The organism is Corynebacterium drakensteinense, from assembly GCF_041224285.1.
Lineage (GTDB): Bacteria > Actinomycetota > Actinomycetes > Mycobacteriales > Mycobacteriaceae > Corynebacterium.
The window spans coordinates 73149-94826 of sequence record NZ_JAXOFP010000007.1; the positions used below are offsets into that span (position 1 = coordinate 73149).

At 60.5% G+C, this 21678-nt stretch carries 18 protein-coding genes; 15 read left to right on the forward strand and 3 right to left on the reverse strand.

What is annotated here, in order from left to right; genetic code table 11:
• Positions 1–18 precede the first annotated feature (18 nt).
• The 11 genes from U1140_RS05635 to U1140_RS05685 all read left to right on the forward strand — a co-directional run bounded on the left by U1140_RS05635 (position 19) and on the right by U1140_RS05685 (position 10774).
• On the forward strand, positions 19–1356 hold the full coding sequence (locus U1140_RS05635) for a D-alanyl-D-alanine carboxypeptidase/D-alanyl-D-alanine-endopeptidase (protein ID WP_369846562.1): 1338 nt from the start codon (positions 19–21) through the stop codon (positions 1354–1356).
• Positions 1357–2559 (forward strand): tRNA lysidine(34) synthetase TilS, encoded by a 1203-nt coding sequence (gene tilS, locus U1140_RS05640; RefSeq protein ID WP_369846563.1) that lies wholly within the window; start codon positions 1357–1359, stop codon positions 2557–2559.
• A gap of 57 nt (positions 2560–2616) precedes the next feature.
• Complete coding sequence (gene hpt, locus U1140_RS05645; protein WP_369846564.1) at positions 2617–3228, forward strand: hypoxanthine phosphoribosyltransferase; 612 nt, start codon at positions 2617–2619, stop codon at positions 3226–3228.
• Between the two features lie 44 nt (positions 3229–3272).
• Positions 3273–5567 (forward strand): ATP-dependent zinc metalloprotease FtsH, encoded by a 2295-nt coding sequence (gene ftsH, locus U1140_RS05650; protein ID WP_369846565.1) that lies wholly within the window; start codon positions 3273–3275, stop codon positions 5565–5567.
• Entirely contained in the window at positions 5564–6151 is a 588-nt protein-coding gene (gene folE, locus U1140_RS05655) for a GTP cyclohydrolase I FolE (RefSeq protein ID WP_369846566.1), read from the forward strand. Before ftsH ends, folE begins: the two co-directional genes overlap by 4 nt.
• 100 nt (positions 6152–6251) lie before the next feature.
• Complete coding sequence (gene folP / locus U1140_RS05660; protein ID WP_369846604.1) at positions 6252–7049, forward strand: dihydropteroate synthase; 798 nt, start codon at positions 6252–6254, stop codon at positions 7047–7049.
• A 114-nt stretch (positions 7050–7163) separates the two neighbouring features.
• Positions 7164–7514 carry a dihydroneopterin aldolase gene (gene folB, locus U1140_RS05665; RefSeq protein WP_369846567.1) on the forward strand — a complete coding sequence of 117 codons (351 nt, stop codon included), beginning with the start codon at positions 7164–7166 and terminating at the stop codon, positions 7512–7514.
• A 2-nt stretch (positions 7515–7516) separates the two neighbouring features.
• A complete protein-coding gene (gene folK, locus U1140_RS05670; RefSeq protein WP_369846605.1) occupies positions 7517–8083 on the forward strand; it encodes a 2-amino-4-hydroxy-6-hydroxymethyldihydropteridine diphosphokinase in 567 nt (188 codons plus the stop codon).
• Between the two features lie 7 nt (positions 8084–8090).
• Positions 8091–8552: a DUF3180 domain-containing protein gene (locus U1140_RS05675; protein WP_369846568.1), complete on the forward strand. Its 462-nt coding sequence runs from the start codon at positions 8091–8093 to the stop codon at positions 8550–8552.
• A 14-nt stretch (positions 8553–8566) separates the two neighbouring features.
• Entirely contained in the window at positions 8567–9853 is a 1287-nt protein-coding gene (locus U1140_RS05680) for a DUF6779 domain-containing protein (RefSeq protein WP_369846569.1), read from the forward strand.
• 81 nt (positions 9854–9934) lie between these two features.
• Positions 9935–10774: a pantoate--beta-alanine ligase gene (locus tag U1140_RS05685; RefSeq protein ID WP_369846570.1), complete on the forward strand. Its 840-nt coding sequence runs from the start codon at positions 9935–9937 to the stop codon at positions 10772–10774.
• A gap of 110 nt (positions 10775–10884) precedes the next feature.
• On the opposite strand, the gene U1140_RS05690 is transcribed toward U1140_RS05685, so the two are convergent.
• Genes U1140_RS05690 through U1140_RS05700 form a run of 3 tightly spaced genes read right to left on the reverse strand, consistent with a single transcriptional unit; the run spans position 10885 to position 13897 of the window.
• Entirely contained in the window at positions 10885–11901 is a 1017-nt protein-coding gene (locus U1140_RS05690) for an ArsA family ATPase (RefSeq protein ID WP_369846571.1), read from the reverse strand.
• Complete coding sequence (locus tag U1140_RS05695) at positions 11892–12155, reverse strand: cory-CC-star protein (protein WP_027018201.1); 264 nt, start codon at positions 12153–12155, stop codon at positions 11892–11894. The genes U1140_RS05690 and U1140_RS05695 overlap by 10 nt, the downstream gene beginning before the upstream one ends.
• Positions 12156–12175: 20 nt before the next feature.
• On the reverse strand, positions 12176–13897 hold the full coding sequence (locus tag U1140_RS05700) for a carbon starvation CstA family protein (RefSeq protein WP_369846572.1): 1722 nt from the start codon (positions 13895–13897) through the stop codon (positions 12176–12178).
• A 201-nt stretch (positions 13898–14098) separates the two neighbouring features.
• On the opposite strand from U1140_RS05700, the gene lysS reads away from it, so the two are divergent.
• The 4 genes from lysS (at position 14099) to U1140_RS05720 (ending at position 21678) form a co-directional block, all read left to right on the forward strand.
• The gene (gene lysS, locus U1140_RS05705; protein WP_369846573.1) at positions 14099–15733 is read left to right on the forward strand and encodes a lysine--tRNA ligase; all 1635 of its coding nucleotides are present in this window, start codon (positions 14099–14101) and stop codon (positions 15731–15733) included.
• Between the two features lie 233 nt (positions 15734–15966).
• Positions 15967–17502, forward strand: coding sequence for an MDR family MFS transporter (locus tag U1140_RS05710; protein WP_369846574.1), 1536 nt, complete (start codon positions 15967–15969; stop codon positions 17500–17502).
• A 28-nt stretch (positions 17503–17530) separates the two neighbouring features.
• The gene (locus U1140_RS05715) at positions 17531–19012 is read left to right on the forward strand and encodes an NAD-dependent succinate-semialdehyde dehydrogenase (protein ID WP_369846575.1); all 1482 of its coding nucleotides are present in this window, start codon (positions 17531–17533) and stop codon (positions 19010–19012) included.
• Positions 19013–19440: 428 nt separating this feature from the next.
• Positions 19441–21678, forward strand: a complete 2238-nt coding sequence (locus U1140_RS05720; protein ID WP_369846576.1) for a YhgE/Pip family protein — start codon at positions 19441–19443, stop codon at positions 21676–21678.

Sequence of the window (21678 nt, forward strand, 5' to 3'; positions counted from 1 at the left end):
GCGCTAGAATCAACCGCCATGAAGGTCTTTTGGTGGGTATCGCTGGTCATCGCCATCGTTGTCGTCGCTGCTACCACGGTGGTTGGCGTCGCCTACCACCAGGCTTATCGCGACGTGGAATCCGCGCCCGCCTACGAGCTGGCGCCTGCGCAGTTGCCGATCCACCCGGTAGAAACCTCGCTTGACGACGACACCACCGCGCCCGCCAGCCCCGCCGCAGGGTTCCAGGCACCGTTGATTGATGGCGAGCTGGGTGCAGCCGTTGTCGATCTGACCGCAGGTCAATCTGTGTATGCACACCAGGCTGATCGCCAGCTGCTGCCGGCCTCGTCGACGAAAATTTTGACCGCCACCGCCGCATTGGCGGGCATGGACCTGGATAAACGCCTGGAAACCGTCATCGAGCAAGACGGCGGACGCGTTGTTATCCGTGCCGCCGGCGACGTGTGGTTGGATGATGCGGATCTCGATGCCGCAGCTGCGGCGATCGGCCAGGCGGATTCCGTCGAGATTGATACCAGCTTGTGGTCGGGGCCTGTCCAAGCCGAAGGCTGGGATCCGTCGAATGTGGCCGAAGGCTATATCGCGCCGATGGAACCGGCGATGCTCTACGGCGGACGAATCGGCGCGACCACTGGCGACGTTCCGCGTTCGACAAACCCAGCCTTTGATGTAGCCAAAGCCCTGGCCGATCGGGTGGGGGCGAGCCAAGTTGGCGTGGTTAACGGCGCACCGCCGATGCCGCAGGTCGCCGTGCTGGAATCGCCAATTCTGCGCGAGCGTCTCGAGCTGATGATCAAACACTCCGACAACGTGATGGCCGAAGCCATTGCCCGCGAATTCGCCGTTGCGCAGGGCGCGAGCGGGGCGACGTTCGCTGATGCCACCACCGCCACGCTGCAGATTCTCCGCGAAATCGGCGTTGAGGTAGGCAATGCGCAGATTCGCGATAACTCTGGACTGTCTGCACACAACCGCCTGACCGCGAACCTTTTGGTGCAGTGCCTGCAGCTCGCTGCAGGCGACGGCAGTGACGACGGTGACGGGAGCACCAGCACGAGAAGTACCGGTGACGGCGCCGGGGTGGATGGTGCCGGCGGCGACGTGCGCACCTTATTGGATCTGTTGCCCGTCGCCGGTGGTGATGGCACTTTGGATGATCGCTACGCCGAGCTTTCTGCCCGCGGCTATGCCCGCGCGAAAACCGGCACGTTGACTGATACTTCGGCGCTGGTGGGCATTGTTACTGGTCGTTCGGGGCATACCTATGCCTATGGCTTGTTGGTCAATGATGCGCCGATTTTGCCTGCTCGGGCGCAGCTGGATGAGTTCGTCTCGGCCTTGCGGGAGCACTAAGTGACGGCACGTGGCGGCAGGGCTGCCGATGGTGATTCAGAGCGGCGCGGCGGTGCAGCGCAGAATAAAAGCGTGGCCCCGTTTTGGCCACGGCGCTCGCCGCATTTTCTGCGGGTGCGCACTGCGCTGCGGGATGCACTGAATCGACAGGGCATTACTGGCGAGAACACGAGCGCGGCCGTCATCCTCGCTGTGAGTGGCGGCCCCGACTCCCTGGCTTTAGCCGCGGCGGCAGCCGCAGAAAAACTCCCGGCGCATGTAGTCAGCGTTGATCACCAATTGCAAGCTGGTTCGCGGGAAGTCTCTGACAACGCCATCGCGCAGGTGCGGCGCTGGGGGCTGAGTGGGGAAGTGGTCGCCGTGGATCTCGGTGTTGCGGCTGGCGCTGCCACGACCTCGGAGCCGGAGTACTCTGAGCCGAACCACTCTGCGACGGGCAACCTGGAAGCTGCCGCCCGGCATGCCCGCTACCGCGCACTCTGCGAGGTCGCCGGCCAGCGCCCGATTCTGGTGGCACACACCGGCGACGACCAAGCAGAAACCTTGTTGCTCGGCCTGCTACGCGGCAAAGCCGCCGCGATGGCAGAAAACAGCGACTACCAGGGGCATACCATCGTGCGCCCGCTGCTAAACATTCGTCGCGCAGATACCGTCGGGGCCTGTAGAGAACTCGGAGTAGATGCCTGGGATGATCCCCACAACAGCCAGGATGCTTTTCGGCGCGTCGCCATCCGTCAGCATGTGCTCCCGCTGTTGGACGAGATCGTCGGTGGAGATGCCACCGCGCCGCTGCAGCAAGCAGCCAACCTGCTGCGTGACGACGACACCTACCTGCAAACACTGGCACATACGGCATTGACGGAATCTGTTGCCGCCGAGAACTCGCACCGAGAGCGTGAGCACCACCGTGAGCAGCACCGTGACCAACGCCAACACCGCGACCAGCACCAGCAGCCGAGACACCAAAAACCACCGCGCCTCACCATCGCCACGCTGGGACCTGCCCCGGTAGCGCGTCGGGCGATCGCCGCCTTCCTGCACCAGCACGGGGCGCGGGTTAACGCCAGTGTGCTAGCGGCTATCATGGCGTTAATCGACGACTGGCACGGACAAGGTGCCGTTTCTGTCGGTAACGGGTTGGAACTAGCCCGGCAAGCTGGCACACTGGTGCTACTACACAGCGAAATTGACGGTGCCACCTAGGCGTCGACAAGAATTGCGTGATACAACAATTACAAAAGCCTCAGCGAAAGGCCACCCATGGCAGATCACACTCACACCACGGTGCAAAAATCCGTTGACGATAAGTTCTATGACGTCCCGGAAAGTCGCTACGGCCGCGATGTCGAATCGGTGCTGATCAGCGAAGCAGAGATCAAGCAGCGTGTGCAAGAACTCGCGGATAAGGTTTCGGAAGAATACCGCGGGCGCGACTTGCTGCTGGTGTGCGTGCTCAAAGGCGCGGCGGTGTTTTTGACGGACTTCGCCCGCGCGTTGTCCATCCCCTCCGAGATGGAATTCATGGCGGTATCGTCCTACGGCAACTCGACGACGTCGTCGGGCGTGGTGCGGATTCTGAAAGACCTCGACCGCGAAATCGAAGGCAAAGACGTGTTGATCGTCGAAGACATCATCGACTCCGGCTTGACGCTTTCGTGGTTGATGCGCAACCTGCGTAACCGCAACCCGCACTCGCTGAACGTGATCACCTTGCTGCGCAAGCCAGAGGTCGTGACCGCCAAGCTGGATCTTTACGACATCGGCTTCGACATCCCCAACGAATTCGTCATCGGCTATGGGCTGGACTACGCGGAAAGCTACCGCGACCTGCCTTATGTTGGCACGCTGCACCCGGACGTGTATTCGTCGTAAAGCACATCTGGCACCCCAATGTGTACTGCTCGTAAATAGGATTCATGAAAAACAAACGCATTATTCAAATCGGGGCCGGCGCTGCCGTTTTCCTGATGCTGTTGTTCACCATCACTCGGCTGAGCGACGATACCCGCCATTTTCTTGACGTAGATACCTCGGTTGCGCTGGAGCAGCTGGCCGATAACAACGTCGAAAAGGCGCAGATTGACGACCGCGAACAGACCTTGCGCCTGGAGCTGCGCGACGAGATCACCGTCGACGAACAAGACGGCGTCGATTCCGTGATCGCACAATACCCTGCGCGCACGTCCCCGGAGATTTTCCGCGCGGTGCAAGACGGTGACGTGCAAGAATACGACACGAACGTCACCAGCGACAGCTTCTTGATGAGCATGCTCTCGTTCATGCTTCCGATGCTGCTGTTGTTCGGTCTGCTGTTTTTCTTCCTCACGCGCATGCAAAAGGGCAGCATGCTGGGCATCGGCGGCAACAAAGCCAAAGAGCTCACCAAAGATATGCCCACCAACACCTTCAAGGATGTGGCGGGTGCCGACGAGGCCGTCGACGAGCTGCACGAGATCAAAGACTTCCTGGAAGATCCCACTCGCTACCACGAGCTGGGCGCGAAAATCCCGCGCGGTGTGTTGCTCTACGGCCCACCGGGCACCGGTAAAACCCTGCTGGCGCGTGCTGTCGCTGGTGAGGCAGGGGTGCCGTTTTATACCATCTCGGGTTCGGACTTCGTCGAAATGTTCGTCGGCGTGGGTGCTTCCCGCGTGCGCGATCTGTTCAAGACGGCGAAGGAAAATTCGCCGTGCATCATCTTCATCGACGAGATCGATGCCGTGGGACGCCAGCGCGGTTCCGGCACCGGCGGTGGCCACGACGAGCGCGAGCAAACCTTGAACCAGATGCTGGTGGAAATGGATGGTTTCGGTGACCGTGAAGGCGTGATCCTGATTGCCGCCACCAACCGTCCGGACATCCTGGACCCGGCGCTGCTGCGTCCGGGACGTTTCGACCGGCAGATTCCGGTGACCCCGCCGGACCTGAAAGGCCGCGAGGCGATCCTGCGCGTGCACTCCGAGGGCAAGCCGTTGGCATCGAACGTGGATGTCACGCAATTGGCGAAGCGCACCGCTGGCATGTCCGGTGCGGACTTGGCGAATGTGCTCAACGAGGCGGCGCTGTTGACCGCGCGCATCGGCGGCAACGTGATTACTGCCGACGCCTTGGAAGAAGCCACCGACCGCGTGGTGGGCGGGCCGCGCCGTTCCAGCAAGGTGATTTCTGAGCACGAGAAGAAAGTCACCGCTTACCACGAAGGCGGCCACACGCTGGCGGCCTGGGCGCTGCGCGATATCGAGCGCGTGTACAAGGTGACCATCTTGGCGCGTGGGCGCACCGGCGGGCATGCGATGACCTCGCAAGAAGATGACAAAGGCATGTACAACCGCGAAGAAATGTTCGCTCGTTTGGTCTTTGCGATGGGCGGGCGTGCTGCCGAGGAACTCGTCTTTGGTACCCCAACCACCGGTGCTTCCAGCGATATCGAACAAGCCACCAAGATCGCCCGCGCGATGGTCACCGAATACGGTTTCTCCCCGGCGCTCGGCACCGTGAAATATGGCGAGGAACAGGGAGATCCGTTCTCTGGTCGCGGTGGCGGCGGAACCTCAGGGTATTCCGAGCAGATCGCGCGCACGATCGACGAAGAATTGCAGTATTTGCTGGATAACGCGCACCGCAAAGCGTATTCCATCTTGGCCGAACACCGGGGATACCTGGATACCTTGGCGCGGAACCTGTTGGAAAAAGAGACCCTGCGCCGGCCAGATCTGGAGGCGATTTTCGACGGAATCGACCCACAGCGCGTGGATATCTTTGATGGCGACGTGCGCTTCCCGCAACAAGCAGGCCATGATCCGGTGAAGACTCCCGCGGAACTGGCAGAAGAGCGCGGCGAAGAGCCACCGAAGCGTTTGTCCTTGCTGGAGGCTTCACTGCGGGCACGTGAACGTCGCCAAGCAACCCAGCACAACGGCGCTGGCGCTGGGGCTGGTGCAGGCTCTGGTGAGCACGGCGTAGAAGAAGGCGAGATCGGCCTGATCTTCGGTGACAACAACGCGGTCGGCGTGGCTGGGTTGCCGAAGCTGGAGAACAAGCGCGACGATGCGGCTGGCGAATCCGTCGGCGCGCAGGACAGCGGCGCTGCACGCGGTGAAGGCGGCGACACGAATAACGATGGCGGAAAGCACCGCAAAGAAGATGCCGCACCATATGCGGAGAACGACGAGCATGGCAACAACGATCACCATGGAGACACCGAGCGATGACTAACTCCGAGACAACCGGCAACTTCGATCAAGAACGCGCAGAAGCCGCCGTGCGCGAGTTGCTGTATGCGGTGGGCGAAGACCCCGACCGTGAAGGTTTGCGTGATACCCCAGCTCGCGTGGCCCGCGCGTACAAAGAGGTTTTTGCTGGCCTACACGAAGAACCGACCGATGTATTGGAACGCACCTTTTCCGAGGACCACCAAGAACTGGTGCTGGTGCGTGATATCCCGATTTATTCCACCTGCGAACACCACCTGGTGCCGTTTTTCGGCAACGTGCACATCGGCTACATCCCGGGAAGAAACGGCGATGTCACCGGGCTGTCGAAGTTGGCGCGCCTGGCAGACCTGTATGCCAAACGCCCGCAGGTACAAGAACGCCTGACCAGCCAAATTGCGGATGCCTTGATGGAAAAACTGCAGGCGCAGTCGGTGATCGTCGTTATTGAATGTGAGCATTTGTGCATGGCGATGCGCGGTATCCGCAAGCCGGGTGCCGTAACGACGACGTCCGCGGTGCGCGGCGGCTTCCGGGTGAATGCGTCCTCGCGCGCGGAAGTCATGAGCTTAATCCGCAGCTAACTAGCTAGGTAGGTCCACCATGAATGCCTCGAACCCTTCTCCACCAGCATTAGTACTGTCACGCAACAGTGACTCGGCAGCTCGCAGCCGTTGTCAGGTGATGGGCATCGTGAACGTCACCGATGATTCGTTTTCCGACGGCGGGCGCTACAACACCGTGGACCGGGCCGTCGAGCACGCGCACCGGCTGATTCACCAGGGCGCAGACATCATCGACGTCGGTGGGGAATCGACGCGTCCGGGAGCAACGCGGGTGGATCCCGAACATGAAAAACAACGCATCACTCCAGTGATCCGGGAGCTGGCTGCCGCAGGGATCGTGACCTCCATCGATACCATGCGCGCGACCACCGCCGAAGCCGCCGTGGAAGCCGGGGTGTCCATGATTAACGACGTCTCGGGCGGCATGGCAGACCCGCACATGTACCGCGTGATGGCGCAATCCGGGCTGCCGGTGTGCCTCATGCATTGGCAGACCCTGCAATTTGGCGATGCCAGCGGGGAACACGACGGCGACGTGGTCGCAGATGTGCATGCCAGCCTCGACCGGCTCGTCGACAATGCCTTGGCCGCGGGGGTTGCTGAGCACAATATTGCGCTCGACCCAGGCTTGGGCTTTGCGAAATCGGCCAGTGACAACTGGGCACTGCTCCATGCGCTGCGTAGCTTCACCGATGGGGCGTATCCGATCTTGGTGGGGGCGTCGCGCAAGCGTTTTTTGGCCGCCATCCGTGGGGCGCGAGGGCTGGAATCCGGCCCACAATTGGCAGATCCTGCGACCGCGGCGGTGACGGCATTATCCGCGCATTGCGGTGCCTGGGCGGTGCGCGTGCACGAGGTGGCGGTTTCCCGAGATTCTGTCGACGTCGCCTATGCCTGGCACACTGGTGGCAACTAGCGGCGCAACACGGGCGTGACGGCAAGAGGCGACGCTCACGGGCTCCAGCCGACCAGGAAAAATTGACGCAGACTACATTGACGCAGACTACGCAGAAAGGCAGGCAGCGCGGGGATGGACAGAATAGAACTCAAAGGCGTGGAGTGCTACGGCTACCACGGCGTGCTGGAAGAAGAACGTCGGCACGGGCAGAATTTCTTCGTCGACATCACCTGCTGGCTGGATTTTTCTGCGGCAAATAAGTTGGACGATACCGTCAACTACGCGGAGCTGGCCCAGCTAGCGCACGACGTCGTCACGGGTGAGCCTGAAGATCTGATAGAAACCGTCGCTTATCGTATTGCTGAGCAAGCCCTGGCGGATTACGAGCAACTCGCCGCGATCGAAGTGACCCTGCACAAACCGCAGGCGCCGATCCCACTGCCATTCAAAGACGTTGCCGTGGTTGCGAGGATGCGCCGATGAGCATCACCGCCGTGGTATCTATCGGTTCGAACATGGACGATTCCCGCGAATTGTTGGATTCGGTGTACCGCGATTTCGACGAGGCAGGCCAGTTGCGCGCGGCCTCGTCGATTTATCGCACCCCGGCGTGGGGCGTGGAAGACCAGCCGGATTTTCTCAATGCCATCCTCGTCGTGGAAGTGGAGCAGTCGCCGGTGGAGCTGTTGCACCGCGGGCAAGCACTGGAAAACGCCGCCGGGCGGGTGCGGGTGCACAAGTGGGGCCCGCGCACCTTGGACGTGGATATCGTTGCCGCGTGGGAGAGTGCCGCAAGTACTGTTGACACCGACAACGCCGCTGACACCGATAGGGGCACCAGCACGGCAAACGGCACCGACACCGAGATCACCAGTGATACTGATGAGCTACGCTTGCCGCACCCGTATGCGCACCAGCGCGCCTTCGTTTTAATGCCGTGGTTAGAGATCAACCCGGATGCCGTGCTCGGCGGGCGTCGTGTCGCCGAGTTACTGGCGGAACTACCCGATGAAGACACAGCCGGCATCACGCGCGGGGAAAGCTTCCGGTGATGTGCCGATGAAAACCACTTCGATTCCCTGGCTGGTCGCCACCGCCTTGTTCGCGTGCGCGTGCACCGCGATTATTGCCTGGCAGCTCTACGGGCGCCTGCCCGCAGTGCCGGTGTTGGTGGCAGTGGCGTTGTGGGCGATGGCGGTAGTCTGCGTGGTGCTCGGTCGGCGTGTGGCTGGTTCCCGGGAAGATCACGGGATCGGCATGGACAGCAGCCAACTCGACCCGCTGACTGCCGCGCGTTACTTGGTGCTTGGCCAGGCTTCGGCATGGACGGGCGCAATTTTGGGTGGCGGTTACGCCGGGATTGCGAGCTTTGTGCTCCCGAAAGCCAGCGAGCTGGTCGCCGCCCGCGATGATCTGCCCAGCGTGCTGGGCGCTGCCCTGGGTGGTGTGGCCTTAGCCGCAGCCGGGTTGTATTTGGAGCGGGCCTGCCAAACCCCGATGCCACCGGAGGCAAGTTTTTAGCTAAAGTGAACTCCATGGAGCAGGAGAAATCTTCGTACGCGTACGACTCCCACCAGCGCGCCGCTAGCGACGGGCACTACCGACGCGGTGGCGCCGGTACTGGCGATAATGACAAGCAGGTCGACCGCGGCCAGATCGGCGTGATCGTGCTGATCGTTTTGGCAGTGGTGGCGACGGTCGTGATGCTGTTGTCGAACTCCGAGACTGCGCTGCGCCTGGCATTGCTCGCATCGTTGTGGTCGGCGGTCATCGGGTTTTTCCTGGTCACCCGCTATCGTCGTCAAGCACAGGACGCGGAACAGCGCGTGGCGGATCACGAGCGTTTTGTGCGGGAGCAGCAAGAATCCCGCACCGCTGGGGCTGCTGCGCAGCCTGCGCTTGCCGACGCCTACCCCAACACGGTTGACGCCCACCGTTTTGAAGAAATGTGGGAGGACATTCGCAACGAGCTGTCGGTGATCCGCACGCATTTGGAGGAGTTGCAGGACCGCGAGTTCGGTTACGAGCCGGCCGCGTTGCAGGCAGAAGCGCGGCGTATCCGCGAGTTGGAGCAGCAGACGCAGCAGGCGAATTCCGCGTTTTCTTTCGATCAGGCGGGGGCCGGTCTGGGGGCGGGTAGTTATGGTGCGCCGAGCCGCGAGGCGATCGCGGGCAATTTGGGTAGTCAGCCAAGCCAGCCGCAGCCGAATCCGCTGTCTGCGCTGATTAGTGAGCGTGAGCAAGAAAAGCAATCGCAGCGTGTGGAGTACAAGCCTGCAGAAACTGTGAAGGCACAACCTGCTGCAGCGAAACCTGCTGCACCCAAGACCGCTGAACCCAAGCCTGCTCAACCAAAGCCCGCTGCAGCGAAGAAGACCTCCACGCAGAACTCCACAGCACAGACCACCACCACGCAGAACACCACTGCGCACACCTCCACGCAGAACACCACCGCGCAGAAGTCCACTGCGCAAGCCGCCGCAGAGCCACGCCAGCGCTCGAAGGATCCAGTGTTTGATACCTCCCGCTTCCACGCGGTGCGGTGGGATTCGGTCGGGGAAACCTCCAAGAAGCCGTCTACCTCGGCGAACCAGCAGCCAGCGTCGGCAAGCGAGAGCTCTGCTGCGGCGGAGGCATCCGCGAGCTCGAACCGCTTGCGCCCCTACAATGCTTCAGCACAAGGCTCCGGCTCACACGCCGCACCGCAGGAGGCAGCCACCAGCGCGAGTGGCGGGGATGATAACCGGCCACACCGGCGCCGTCGTGATGAGAACACCTCGGGAATTTCTGTTGCCGAGCTACTCAAGCGCACGAAGAAATAAGCAACGCGCGGCGGTAGCTCCTCGCTAGCGCGCACAGAGACCAGCACTTCGACTACGAAAGATAAATCAGGTTCGTCGATTATGAGTTTTGCTTTCGGGCAAGCCACGCAGTTTGACCTCGCGGAGATCGCGAGGTTTTCGCGTGTCATGCGCACTACCGGAAAATCCCTGCACCTGGTGGTCCTTGGCCAAGACATGCACACCGGCCACCGCGTGCTGCTGCGTACCGCGAAACAACTCGGTGTTGCAGTGGCAGCGCTAGAGCTTCCTGACGACGGGGCACTGGCACCGGAATCCCTGGAGATCCTGCGGGAATCCGGCGTCGATGCCGTGGTTGCCTATACCCGGAAACCGGGCCAGCCACACAGCCTGTGGCCACAAGGCTTGCGCACCCAAATCACCGCCCCGGCAGGTTTGGAAGATCCCGCCGAGCTTGCGCAGGCGCTTACCACCCATCTCAGCCTGGTACACGCCGTGTCTCCCGAGACGATCGTGGCTGGGGAAAAAGACTACGAATTCTTGCTGCGCCTGCAGCAGGCGATGACGGATCTGCACCTGCCCGTTAAGGTACAGGGCGTACCGACGGTGCGCATGCCGGATGGATTGGCAATGAGCCTGCGCAACACGCAGATCCCAGAAGAATACCGCGAACCGGCCATGGCTTTATCCGCGGCGTTGACTGCCGGCGCGCACGTTGCAGAACGCGGCGGGCAGGCAGTTGTGGATACCGCGGCGGAGGTATTGCAGGCCGCCGGAGTGCAACCGGAGTATCTGCAGCTGCGCGCCCGCGATTTCGGCCCAGCGCCGGAACAGGGCGATGCCCGTTTGTTGGTAGCGGCGAGTTTTGGTGGGGTGCGCTTGGTCGACAACGTCGGGGTGCCCGTCGGGATTGGTTTCCGCAATCTCGATGGCGATAGCTAGTTAACGCGAGCTGCTCAGCCCAAAGCCAGATAGCCCAAAGTCAGACCGCCAGATAGCCAGACACTCAGACAGCCAGACAGACACCCAGATAGCCAGCCGTCGCCAAGCAGCTAATCCGAGCCCAGGTGCGCGGCGATGTCCGCCAGGGCGGCCGGGGTGCCGACCTCCGAATCCAGCAGCGGCACCTCAGTCACGGCGACCTGCGGCAATCGGCGGTGCAGATCGTCGAGTGCGGTATCTTCCAGCCGACGTCGGTTCGCCAGAAACTCGCCTTGATCTGCTGGCGAACGCCGGTTGACCACCGCACCGCCCACGGTGATCCCGGTTTTTGTCAGCTCCGCGTGCAGCTCTGCGGTTTCTAACACCGGCACCTTTTCCGCTGTGAGCACCAGATAAAACACCGCCTGGTTCTGCAGCGCATCCCGCAGCCGCGCAAAACGCTGCTGGCGCTTGTGCAAGATTGAGCGCAATGCCTGGTTACGGCGGTCCACGCTATCTTCGGCGGTGTGCTTCGGATCCATCCCGCGGATCAGCTCGGAAAACCGCTCGGATTTATCCCGCCGGTTCATCAGCCCCTGCGTCCAGGCATTCATCAACTCCGGCACCGCCAACAGGCGTGAGGTGTGCCCGGACGGGGCGGTATCGAAAATCAAGAAATCGTGCGTGGAATCTTCCACCACCTGCGCGATCGCCTCGACCATCGCGGCTTCGTGCGTGCCGGGAGAATTCCGCGCCAAATCCAGGTGCTTGGCCACCTCGCCGTGCAGGCGCTCAGGCATCATCCGGCGCATGGTGTCTTCTACCTGCGCAATATGCGCTTCGGTGGTTGCTGCCGGATCCAGCTCCAGCAAATCGAGGTTGGCCGTAACCGCAGCCGCTGCACCAGCGCTGCCGACGGTTTGCTCCCACATATGACCCAGGTTGTGCGCGGGGTCAGTGGAAACCAATTGCACGGAATAGCCGTTCTGGGCCAACCCGAGAGCTACCGCCGAAGCGATCGTGGACTTGCCGACGCCGCCTTTGCCACCGAAAAAGATGATGCGCCGACCAGCGCCGCTAGAACCACCAGCACCAGCACCAACACCATCACCATCGTCGACAAGAGCTTTAATCTGCTCTAACAACATTGGATCTCCTCCAACGGTGAGCGCAGCATCCCCATGCGGCGGTGCCAGGCATGAAAATCTTCGTAGATGATCGGCAGCAACTCGAGCGTATAAAAACTCGCCGGGTTGGGAATCCCCAGCGCTTCGGACATGACGAGCAGCTGGAACAGATCATCTTCTTCCTGCCGCGCGCGGGCAAACGTGGCCCGGTATGGCGCGGAATAATACTCGTTAAGGCCCTGGCCGAAGGCTTTGAGCTTGTCGACGATCGACATCACGTTCTACCCTGCCCGCTCTAATTTTCCTGCTTCAGCGCCCGCGCCTGCGGCAGGGGAGCGTCGGAGTCCTCGTCGGACCAGACCACCTTCGGGGTGTTGCGGGCACGCCGGTAGGCAGCGGTGGCCTCGAAAACCACCCAGACTGCGCAGATTAGGATGACGACGTCGATCAGCACCAGCAACCAGTTGCCATCGGAGATGAAGGTGCCCAGCTGCGCGATCGCTGCCCACAGGGAGGCAACCATGACGAAGATGCCCGGGATGACAACCAGCCAGGTTGGGCGGCGCAGGTGCGCCAGGATGATGGCGATGATCGAGAGCGAAAGCGCGGCCATGATCTGGTTGGTGGTGCCGAACAGTGGCCACAGCGTCATGCCGCCGGAGCCGTCGGCACCCGCGGAGAAAGTGAGCACGAGGGCGATGCCTACCGCGATGATGGTGGCGGAAAAGGCCTTCAGACGCACCCCGGCGACCTCGGCGATTTCCTGGACTACCAGGCGTTGCAGACGCACGCCGGTGTCCATGGTGGTGGCGGCGAACAGCACGGCCATCGTCGCCAAGATCGTCGTCGAGATGCCCACCGGAATCCCCAGGCCAGCGTTGACGATGTTGGTGCCGCCCTCGACGAAGGCGTTGATGCCGCCTTCGTTAAATGCGCTGTAGATTTCTTCCCACTCCGCTAGCGACTGGAAGCCAGCCGAGACCGCGATGATGGTACCCAGTGCCAGCAGGCCCTCGCCGACGGCGCCGAAGTAGCCGACGAAGCGGGCATCGGTTTCTTTTTCCAGCTGCTTCGACGAGGTGCCGGACGAGACCATGCCGTGGAAACCAGAGATGGCACCGCAGGCGATGGTGACGAACAGCAGCGGCCACATCGACGGGGTGCCTTCCGGCACATTGGTGTTCAGCGTTGGCGCGACGATGGATGGCGCCGAGATCAGCATCGAACCGTAGAGAATGCCCAGCGCGATGAACAGTTGCAAGCCGTTGATGTAGTCGCGTGGCTGCAGCAGCACCCAGACCGGCAGAAGGGAGGCGATCGCGGCGTAGATGAACAGCAGTATGATCCACACACCGTTGGCAGGGATACCCCACACGGTTTCTGGCAGCTCGATGGGGAAGCGGTCGCCGATGATGACCAGGGTGTAAAGGGCAACCACGCCGAGAACGGAGACGACCGGCAGGTTCCATTGCAAGCGGTAGACGGCCTGGCCGATCAGCAGCGCGACGACGATCGCACCCCAGGTCGGAATCACGGCCGAGGGGTTAGCGATGAGCAAGTTGGAGATGACGACGGCGAAGGCGGCGACGACCATCAGCAGCAGCAAGAAGATGACGACGAGGAACAGGTTGCGCCCGCGTTTACCGATATAACGCCCGGACAGCGTGCCGATGGATTGGCCGCGGTGGCGCTGCGAGGCCCACAGGATGCCCATGTCGTGCATGCCGGCTATGAAAATGGTGCCCAGGGTGACCCACAGGAATGCCGGCAGCCAGCCCCAAATGATGGCGACGGCAGGGCCGACGATGGGAGCGGCACCGGCAACAGAGGTGAAGTGGTGGCCCCAGAGCACGAACTTGTTCGTCGGCACGTAGTCGACGCCGTCGTTCATGGTGTGTGCTGGGGTTTTATAGCGCTCGGAAAGTTGGAAGATGCTTTTGCCGAGGAATTTCGAATAGATGAGGTATCCACCGATGATCATCGCGAGTCCGATGACCACTAAATACAGTGAGTTCACAGCTGTCGCCTCCTGTGTAGCTCTAGGTAGTGCGCAAGACGCATAACCATGCTGAAAAATAACCGATGCTTGTTTCCGCTGTCACGACGGGGGTTACCCGTGTGTCGAATCACAGTTATTGTCGCATGAGAGTAGCAAAATACTGTTATTGGGGGTTGCCGGGCTTATCTTTTGTGACAGTTTTCGACTACCCTGGGCCGGGTGAGTCAGCAGAAAAATTCCCCCGATGCCCCTGATAGCCTGCCGGAACAGTTGCGTATCCGGCGGGAAAAGCGCCAGCGTTTGCTCGACCGTGGTGAGCAGGCATACCCGGTCGCGGTAGAGCGCACCATGAGCCTTGCCGAGCTGCGCAAAGCCTACGTCGTTGTGCAGCCGGAGGAGACCGACGCCGCCGCTCACGGTGCAGCTAACGGCCAGGACGCGGGTGAGCAGCCGCAGGTCACCCGCGAAAATGGCGTGACCTATATTCAGCCGGGCGGAGATTCCGGTGATGAGGTGGCCATCGCGGGGCGCCTGCTGTTTAAGCGCGATACCGGCAAGTTGTGTTTTGCGACCCTGCAAGACGGTGACGGCACCCAGGTGCAGGCGATGCTCTCGCTGGCAGAGGTCGGCAAAGAGGCGCTGGATGCGTGGAAGGCCGACGTCGACATGGGCGATTTCGTCGCCGTGCAAGGTCGGGTGATTTCTTCCCGACGCGGCGAGCTGTCCGTGTTCGTGAACTCTTGGCAGATGGCCTCGAAGTCGATTCGCCCGCTGCCGGTATCGTTCGCGGAAATGGCGGAAGATACCCGCGTGCGGCAGCGTTATAACGATTTGATCGTGCGCAAGGAGGCCCGCGAGAATGCGATGACCCGCGTCAAGGTTATCCGTGCGCTGCGTAATTACTTAGAGGGCCAGGATTTCGTCGAGATTGAAACCCCGATGCTGCAAACCCAGCATGGCGGTGCCGCTGCGCGTCCATTCGTGACCCACTCGAACGCCCTGGATCTGGATCTCTACCTGCGTATTGCCCCAGAGTTGTTCCTGAAGCGCGCCGTCGTCGGCGGCATTGACCGCGTTTTTGAAATCAACCGCAACTTCCGCAATGAGGGCATCGACCGCTCGCACTCGCCGGAGTTCGCGATGCTGGAGACCTACCAGGCGTGGGGCGATTACAACACGGGCGCGACGATGATCCGCGAGGCCGTGCAATATATTGCCCAGGAAGTCTTTGGTTCCCAGGTGGTTACGCTTGCCGACGGCACCGAGTACGATCTTTCCGGCGAATGGCCAGAAATCGAGATGTACCCGTCGTTGAACGAGGCGCTGGCGCGCAAGTTCCCGGATCAGCCGGAAGTCACCGTCGATTCGACTGTCGACGAGTTGCTGGCGATTGCCGATGCTATCGGCCTGCAGGTTCCGAAAGACGGCGGATGGCAGCACGGCAAATTGGTTGAAGAGATCTGGGAGCTGTTGTGTGAAGACCAGCTGGAAGGCCCGATCTTTGTCAAAGATTTCCCAGTAGAGACCTCCCCGCTGACCCGTGATCACCGCTCGAAGCCGAAGGTGACTGAGAAGTGGGATCTGTATGTGCGTGGCTTTGAATTGGCGACCGGCTATTCGGAGTTGATCGACCCCGTGATCCAGCGTGAGCGCTTCGAAGACCAGGCCCGTTTGGCCGCCGGTGGCGATGAAGAAGCCATGGTCTTGGACGAGGATTTCCTGGCTGCCATGGAACAAGGCATGCCGCCAACAGCTGGTACCGGCATGGGAATCGACCGCTTGCTCATGGCGTTGACTGGTCTGGGTATTCGGGAAACGGTGCTGTTCCCCATCGTGAAACCGGAGCAGGGCTAGCTGCGAGCGCACACTCGACAGATACGGTTTTACGGAGTAGAACCGAAGTCTAAGCAGCAAAGGCTGGGTGACCCCCAGCCTTTGTTGTTTTTACTGGTTGTGGCGATACAAGCCACAACCTAACGAGCAATTTCTCCACGTCACTCGCGGCGTACAACGTCCGCGCCGCGTACAACGTCACTCGCGGCTTAAGTAGCTAAGTGGGTAGGAAGCACAGAAAAGGACCGCAGGGTATGAGCAAAGCTAATAAACGTGCACATGATGTGGAAACCGATCTGGCTTCCGGTGATCAAAACGTTGGTAGAAAACAACCTGGCGTAACGCAGTCCAGCGCAGATAATTCTGCGGAGAAACTCTCGTCGCAGGTCGTCGGCGTGCTTGTCACGCTGGTTTTGGCAGCGACGGTGATGATTTTGAACGAGACCTCGTTGTCGGTCGCCTTGCCAGCGATCATGCAAGATTTTGCTATTAACGCTGCCAGCGCGCAGTGGCTGATCACCGTTTTCATGCTGACGATGGCCGTGATCATCCCGACCACCGGATATTTGATCCAGCGCTTTAGCACCCGGCAGATCTTCTTTTCTTCGGTCGGGTTGTTCATCATCGGCACGATCATGGGCGCGCTTGCCCCGGTATTTCCGCTGCTCTTGCTGGGGCGCATCGTGCAGGCCGCGGGTACCGCGCTGATTGTTCCGCTGCTGATGACGGTGATGCTGCAGATGGTTCCGCTGGAGCGTCGCGGGACGGTCATGGGCTTTATCGGTGTCGTCATCGCGGTGGCCCCGGCGACTGGCCCTACCGTCGGCGGCATCATACTGGAGGCTTTCACCTGGCACGCGATTTTCTTGTGCATGCTGCCGCTGCTGGTGGGCGTGCTGCTGCTGGGTGCGAAGTTGCTTAGCAACGTGGGTGAAGACACCACCCAGCCGATCGACCTGGTCTCCGTCGCGTTGTCCGTGGTGGCTTTCGGTGGCATCGTCTATTCACTGTCTTCGCTGGAGACCGCGCTGGATAGCGGCAATAACGTCGGCTTGCTGGTGGGATTGCTGATTGTCGCTGTCGTCGCCTTGGTAGCGTTCGGCCTCCGCCAGCTGCGGTTGGGCAAAAAGAACAAGGCGCTGTTGGATTTGCGGCCGTTTAAAATACGTAACTTCAGCCTGGCCGTGCTGATCGCACTGCTCTCGTTCGCGATGCTGATTGGTACCGTGACCATGCTGCCGATTTTCGTGCAAAACGGTCTGGGCGAAAGCGCGCGCACCGCTGGGTTGATCGTGCTGCCCGGCGGCGTGATCCAGGCGGTGATGTCGCCGATTATCGGGCGCATCTACGATTCCGTGGGCCCGAAACCGATCATGATTCCGGGAGCGTTGTTGATGGCTACCGGCTCCTGGCTGTTTGCGACGTTGTCCGTCGATACGCAAGTGTGGCAGCTGGTCGCTTGCCACATGGTCTTTGCTTTCGGCTTCGGTTTGCTGATGACACCGATGATGACCACCGCGCTGAGCTCGCTGTCTGGCGAGTTGTACAGCCACGGTTCGGCGATTTTGACCACCTTGCAGCAACTGGCTGCCGCCGCGGGCACAGCGTTGTTGCTGGTGATTTTGACCCACGGCACCGATTCCAGTTTGGCGGAGGGCCTGGGCGAAGCTGCGGCAACGGCCGATGGGGTGCGCTCGGCGTTTTTCGTCGGTGCGTTGATGGTCACGGCGTTCATTCCGGCGACCTTTTTTATGCAGCGGCCACAACCGGATGCGGAACAGAAAAACTAGCGCGGAAATTCGCGCGTAGAGTGTGGGTATGAGTTTCGATTACGCACCATACACTGAATTGATCAACAATGTGCCCACCAAGATCTGGATGGGCAACGAGCAGGTCGACGCCGTCGGCGGCGCTTATTTCGAGGTGGAAGACCCAGCCACGGGGAAGGTATTGGCCAAGGTTGCTGATGCCGATTCTTCGCAGTGGATGAAGACCTTGGATCTTGCCGACGCCGCACAAAACACGTGGGCGAAAGAATTTACCGCCCGCCAGCGCGCGGATGTTTTGGTCGACCTTTTTAACGCTGTCCAGGAACGCACTGAAGATTTCGCCAAGGTCATGACCCTGGAAATGGGCAAGGCTTATGCAGAGGCGAAAGGCGAGGTCGGCTACGGCTCGGAATACTTGCGTTGGTTCGCCGAGGAAGCCGTGCGCATCGACGGCCACTACGGAAAGTCCCCATCGGGTGCTGGCACCATCCGCGTCACGCACGATCCAGTGGGCCCATGCTTGGCGGTAACCCCGTGGAACTTCCCATTTGCCATGGCCACCCGCAAGATTGCCCCAGCTCTGGCTGCTGGGTGCACGATGATTGTCAAGCCAGCGAAAGAAACCCCACTGACGATGCTGCTGCTTGGTGAGGTAATTTCCGAGGTATTCGAGAAGCACAACGTACCAAGCGGTGTGGTTTCTATCGTGCCGACGACGAAGTCCTCTGTAATGTCGCGCGAATTGATGGAGGATGCACGCCTGCGCAAGGTCACCTTTACCGGTTCGACGGGCGTCGGCAAGATTTTGGTTGAGCAGTCCGCGAAAAACCTGCAGCGCACCTCGATGGAATTGGGCGGAAATGCGCCATTCGTTATCCACAAGGATGCTGATCTGGACCGCGTGCTGGATTGCGCGTACGCAGCGAAGATGCGCAATGGTGGCCAGGCTTGCGTGGCGGCGAACCGCTTCATCGTGCACGAAGACATCGCCGCAGAATTCACCCGCCGCATTACCCAGAAGCTCGCGCAGGTCACCGTTGGTCACGGCCTGAGCGAAGGCGTCGACCTGGGGCCGATGATCACCGCTGCGCAGCGCGATGGCATTGCGAAGCTGGTCGACGACGCCCGCAAGGCTGGCGCCACGGTGCACACTGGCGGCGAGGTTCCAGAAGGTGAGGGTTATTTCTACCCAGCCACGGTGCTCTCGGAGATTCCGGAAGATGCCGAGATTTTGCGCGAAGAGATCTTCGGCCCAGTCGTGGCAATCACCACCTATTCTGATCTGGATGATGCCATCGCTGCTGCCAACGACACCTCGGTTGGCTTGGCTGCCTATGGCTTCAGCGAAAACGTCCACACCGCAGAGCGTTTGGCGCATGAGCTCAATTCCGGCATGGTGGCGATCAACCGCGGTGGTGTTTCCGATGTGGCTGCACCATTCGGCGGAATCAAAGAATCCGGCTTCGGCCGGGAAGGCGGTACCGAAGGTATTAACGAATATCTGGATACCCGTTACATTGCGACGCCGTAATCTGCTGTGAAGGGCTAGATCTGGTGTGAAGGGCTAGCATGCCACAGGTGAGGAGCCTCGCGCGCTAGATCACAAGTTCGGTGCCTATTCCCGCTGGGATTTCCCAGGATAGGGGATAAGGCACTTTTTTCTTACCTGGGTTTTCGGGTAAAGCGCTACGTGGATTAGCCAAACAGTTAATAGTCATATACTGTAGTGTTCCACATCACAAACCGGATTTTTCTGTGTGATGCGTTTTAAAAACCAAACATGTTTGCTAGGAAAACTATACTAATTAGGTCTCGCAGTATTTCGCTCTTGCGAGCAATTATTTTTTGTTTTCCAAGCAAGCATGGGTCAGAGCCAGTCGCTGCATATTAACCCCGCGCACCGCGGATATGTCGGCACGGAACTGAACTCTCACAGACATTTAGTGGAGGTGTCTTCTCGTGAGTACTGCAGATAACGCAGCCGCGGCGTCGTCAAGCACGCCAGGAAATTCGTCGAGCTCGGCTGCAGAGTCCGGCGCACAAGCTGCCAACGATAAAAACTTGTGGCACCGGATGCTCGACTGGCGTCCGCGGACAACAATCCCGCGCATCCTGGTTGTGCTCACTCTGGTGCTGCCACTGGTCGGTGCTGCGACGTTCATGTGGGCGATGTGGGACCCATCGAAATACCTGCGTGATGTTGCCCTGGCGGTTGTCAATGAAGACGAAGGCGTCGAGCGCAACGGCGAGTACGTCAACTACGGTGACCAAGTCGTCGAAGGCCTGCTGGAAACTGACTATCTGAACTTTTCCGAAGTCGATAAAGAGCAGGGCGATAAGGGCCTGACCCGCGGTGATTACCTCTTCGTCGTTACGATCCCGAAGGAATTCTCGGACGATGCGGTCACCATCATTAGTGACAACCCGCGCCAGCCGAATATTCACTTCGCAGAAAACGACTTCTACGGAACCAACGGTGCGGTGATCACCAACAGCCTGATTCCGCAGGTGCAAAGCAGCGTCGCTAATGCGATTTCTAAGAAATACGCCACCCAAGTCATCGACGGTCTGGACCGCATGGGCGAGGGCCTGCACCAGGCTGCCGACGGTGCAGGGCGCTTAGACGAGGGCGCTACACAGTTGAAAGACGGCGGTACTCGCGCCGTTGATGGCATCAATCGTTTGGACAAAGGCGCATCTGATTTGCAAGACGGTGCCGGTCGTCTACACCAAGGTACGACCGACCTGAAAGCCGGAACCACACGCCTGCAAGGTGGTGTCGCAGAACTGTCGAATGGTGCAGCGCGTCTGCAGGATGGCTCTACCCAGCTAGCAAACGGAACCGACGCCTTGGTGGATGGTACCGACCAGCTTGCCGACGGCGCTCGCCAGATCGACGAAGGCGTGAACCAGTTGACCGGCATGCTGCTGCCACTGTTAGAACATGTGCAGGGTGCATTGCCGGATATGCAGCCGATTATCGACATGCTGCACACCTTTGGCGCACACGCGGAGGCCGAAAAGCTTGCTGGAATCGTGAATCGACTTGACCCTGCAAACCAGCAGAACATGGTCAACCAGCTCAACCGTCTGCGCGACGGTACCGGCGAGCTGCACTACAACTTGGCTGACCCGAACGCGCGTTACCGCGGCGGTGTACTGCGCCTGCAAGATGGTGCTCACCAGCTTAACGACGGTATCAACCAGCTCAACGGCGGTGTCGCGCGCCTGGCAGATGGCGCTAACCAGCTGGATAACGGTGCCACTCGCCTGAATGCCGGAACCGGCGATCTGACCGACGGCGTAGGACGCCTGAAAGACGGCACCACCCAGCTTGCCGACGGTGGCGGCCAGTTGATGGACGGCATGACCCGCCTGAAAGATGGTACGGGCGAACTGTCCACCAAGCTTGCCGAGGGTGCTGCCAAGGCACCGAATATCACGAAGCCGGAAGAATCCGCGTCGAATATCGCGGTACCGATTAACTTCACCGCGTCGAACGTGCACCCAGTGCAGACGGTGCAAGACGAGTCTGACCCGACCGTCAAAAACATCACTGCCGGTGCAGCAATTCTGGTGATCGTCGTCTTCGGATACCTCGCCATGGCACTGCTGTCGACGCTGCTGCCACACATCGTCGGCAAGCGCGCCAACAGCTTCACCGTGCTGGGGCCGGTCCTGCGTGCACTCGGCCTGATCTCGCTGGTCAACTTCGCGGTGATCGGATTCTTCGCTGGATTCTCCGTCGCTCTGGGCTGGAAGCCGGATAACTGGCTGATCGGCATCGGAGTGCTGGCATTGACCGCGGTCACCGGTTCGGCCGTGTTCCAGTTCTTGCGTATCCTGTTCGGCCGCATGTACGGCGGCGTGTTCTCGCTGGGACTGTTCGCGCTCGGACTGTTCGTCTTCGGTGGTATCTGGCCACTGGATGCTACTCCGGCACCGCTGAAGTTCCTGCACAGCTTCCACCCAATGAGCTACACCCGCGATGCGTTCATGCGCGCCACCGATGGTCTTTACGACGCCACCTTCTGGGGCGGTCTCGGCGGCATGCTGGTCTTTGCTCTCTTGTCAACGGGGCTGTCGCTGGTCATCTACGCCTCTCGGCGTCGTGGCGCGGCTGCCGAACTCGACGAGGAAGTCGATTACGTGCGAAAGGCACGTTTGGGTGAGGAGCCATCGACCATCGCTCGCTAG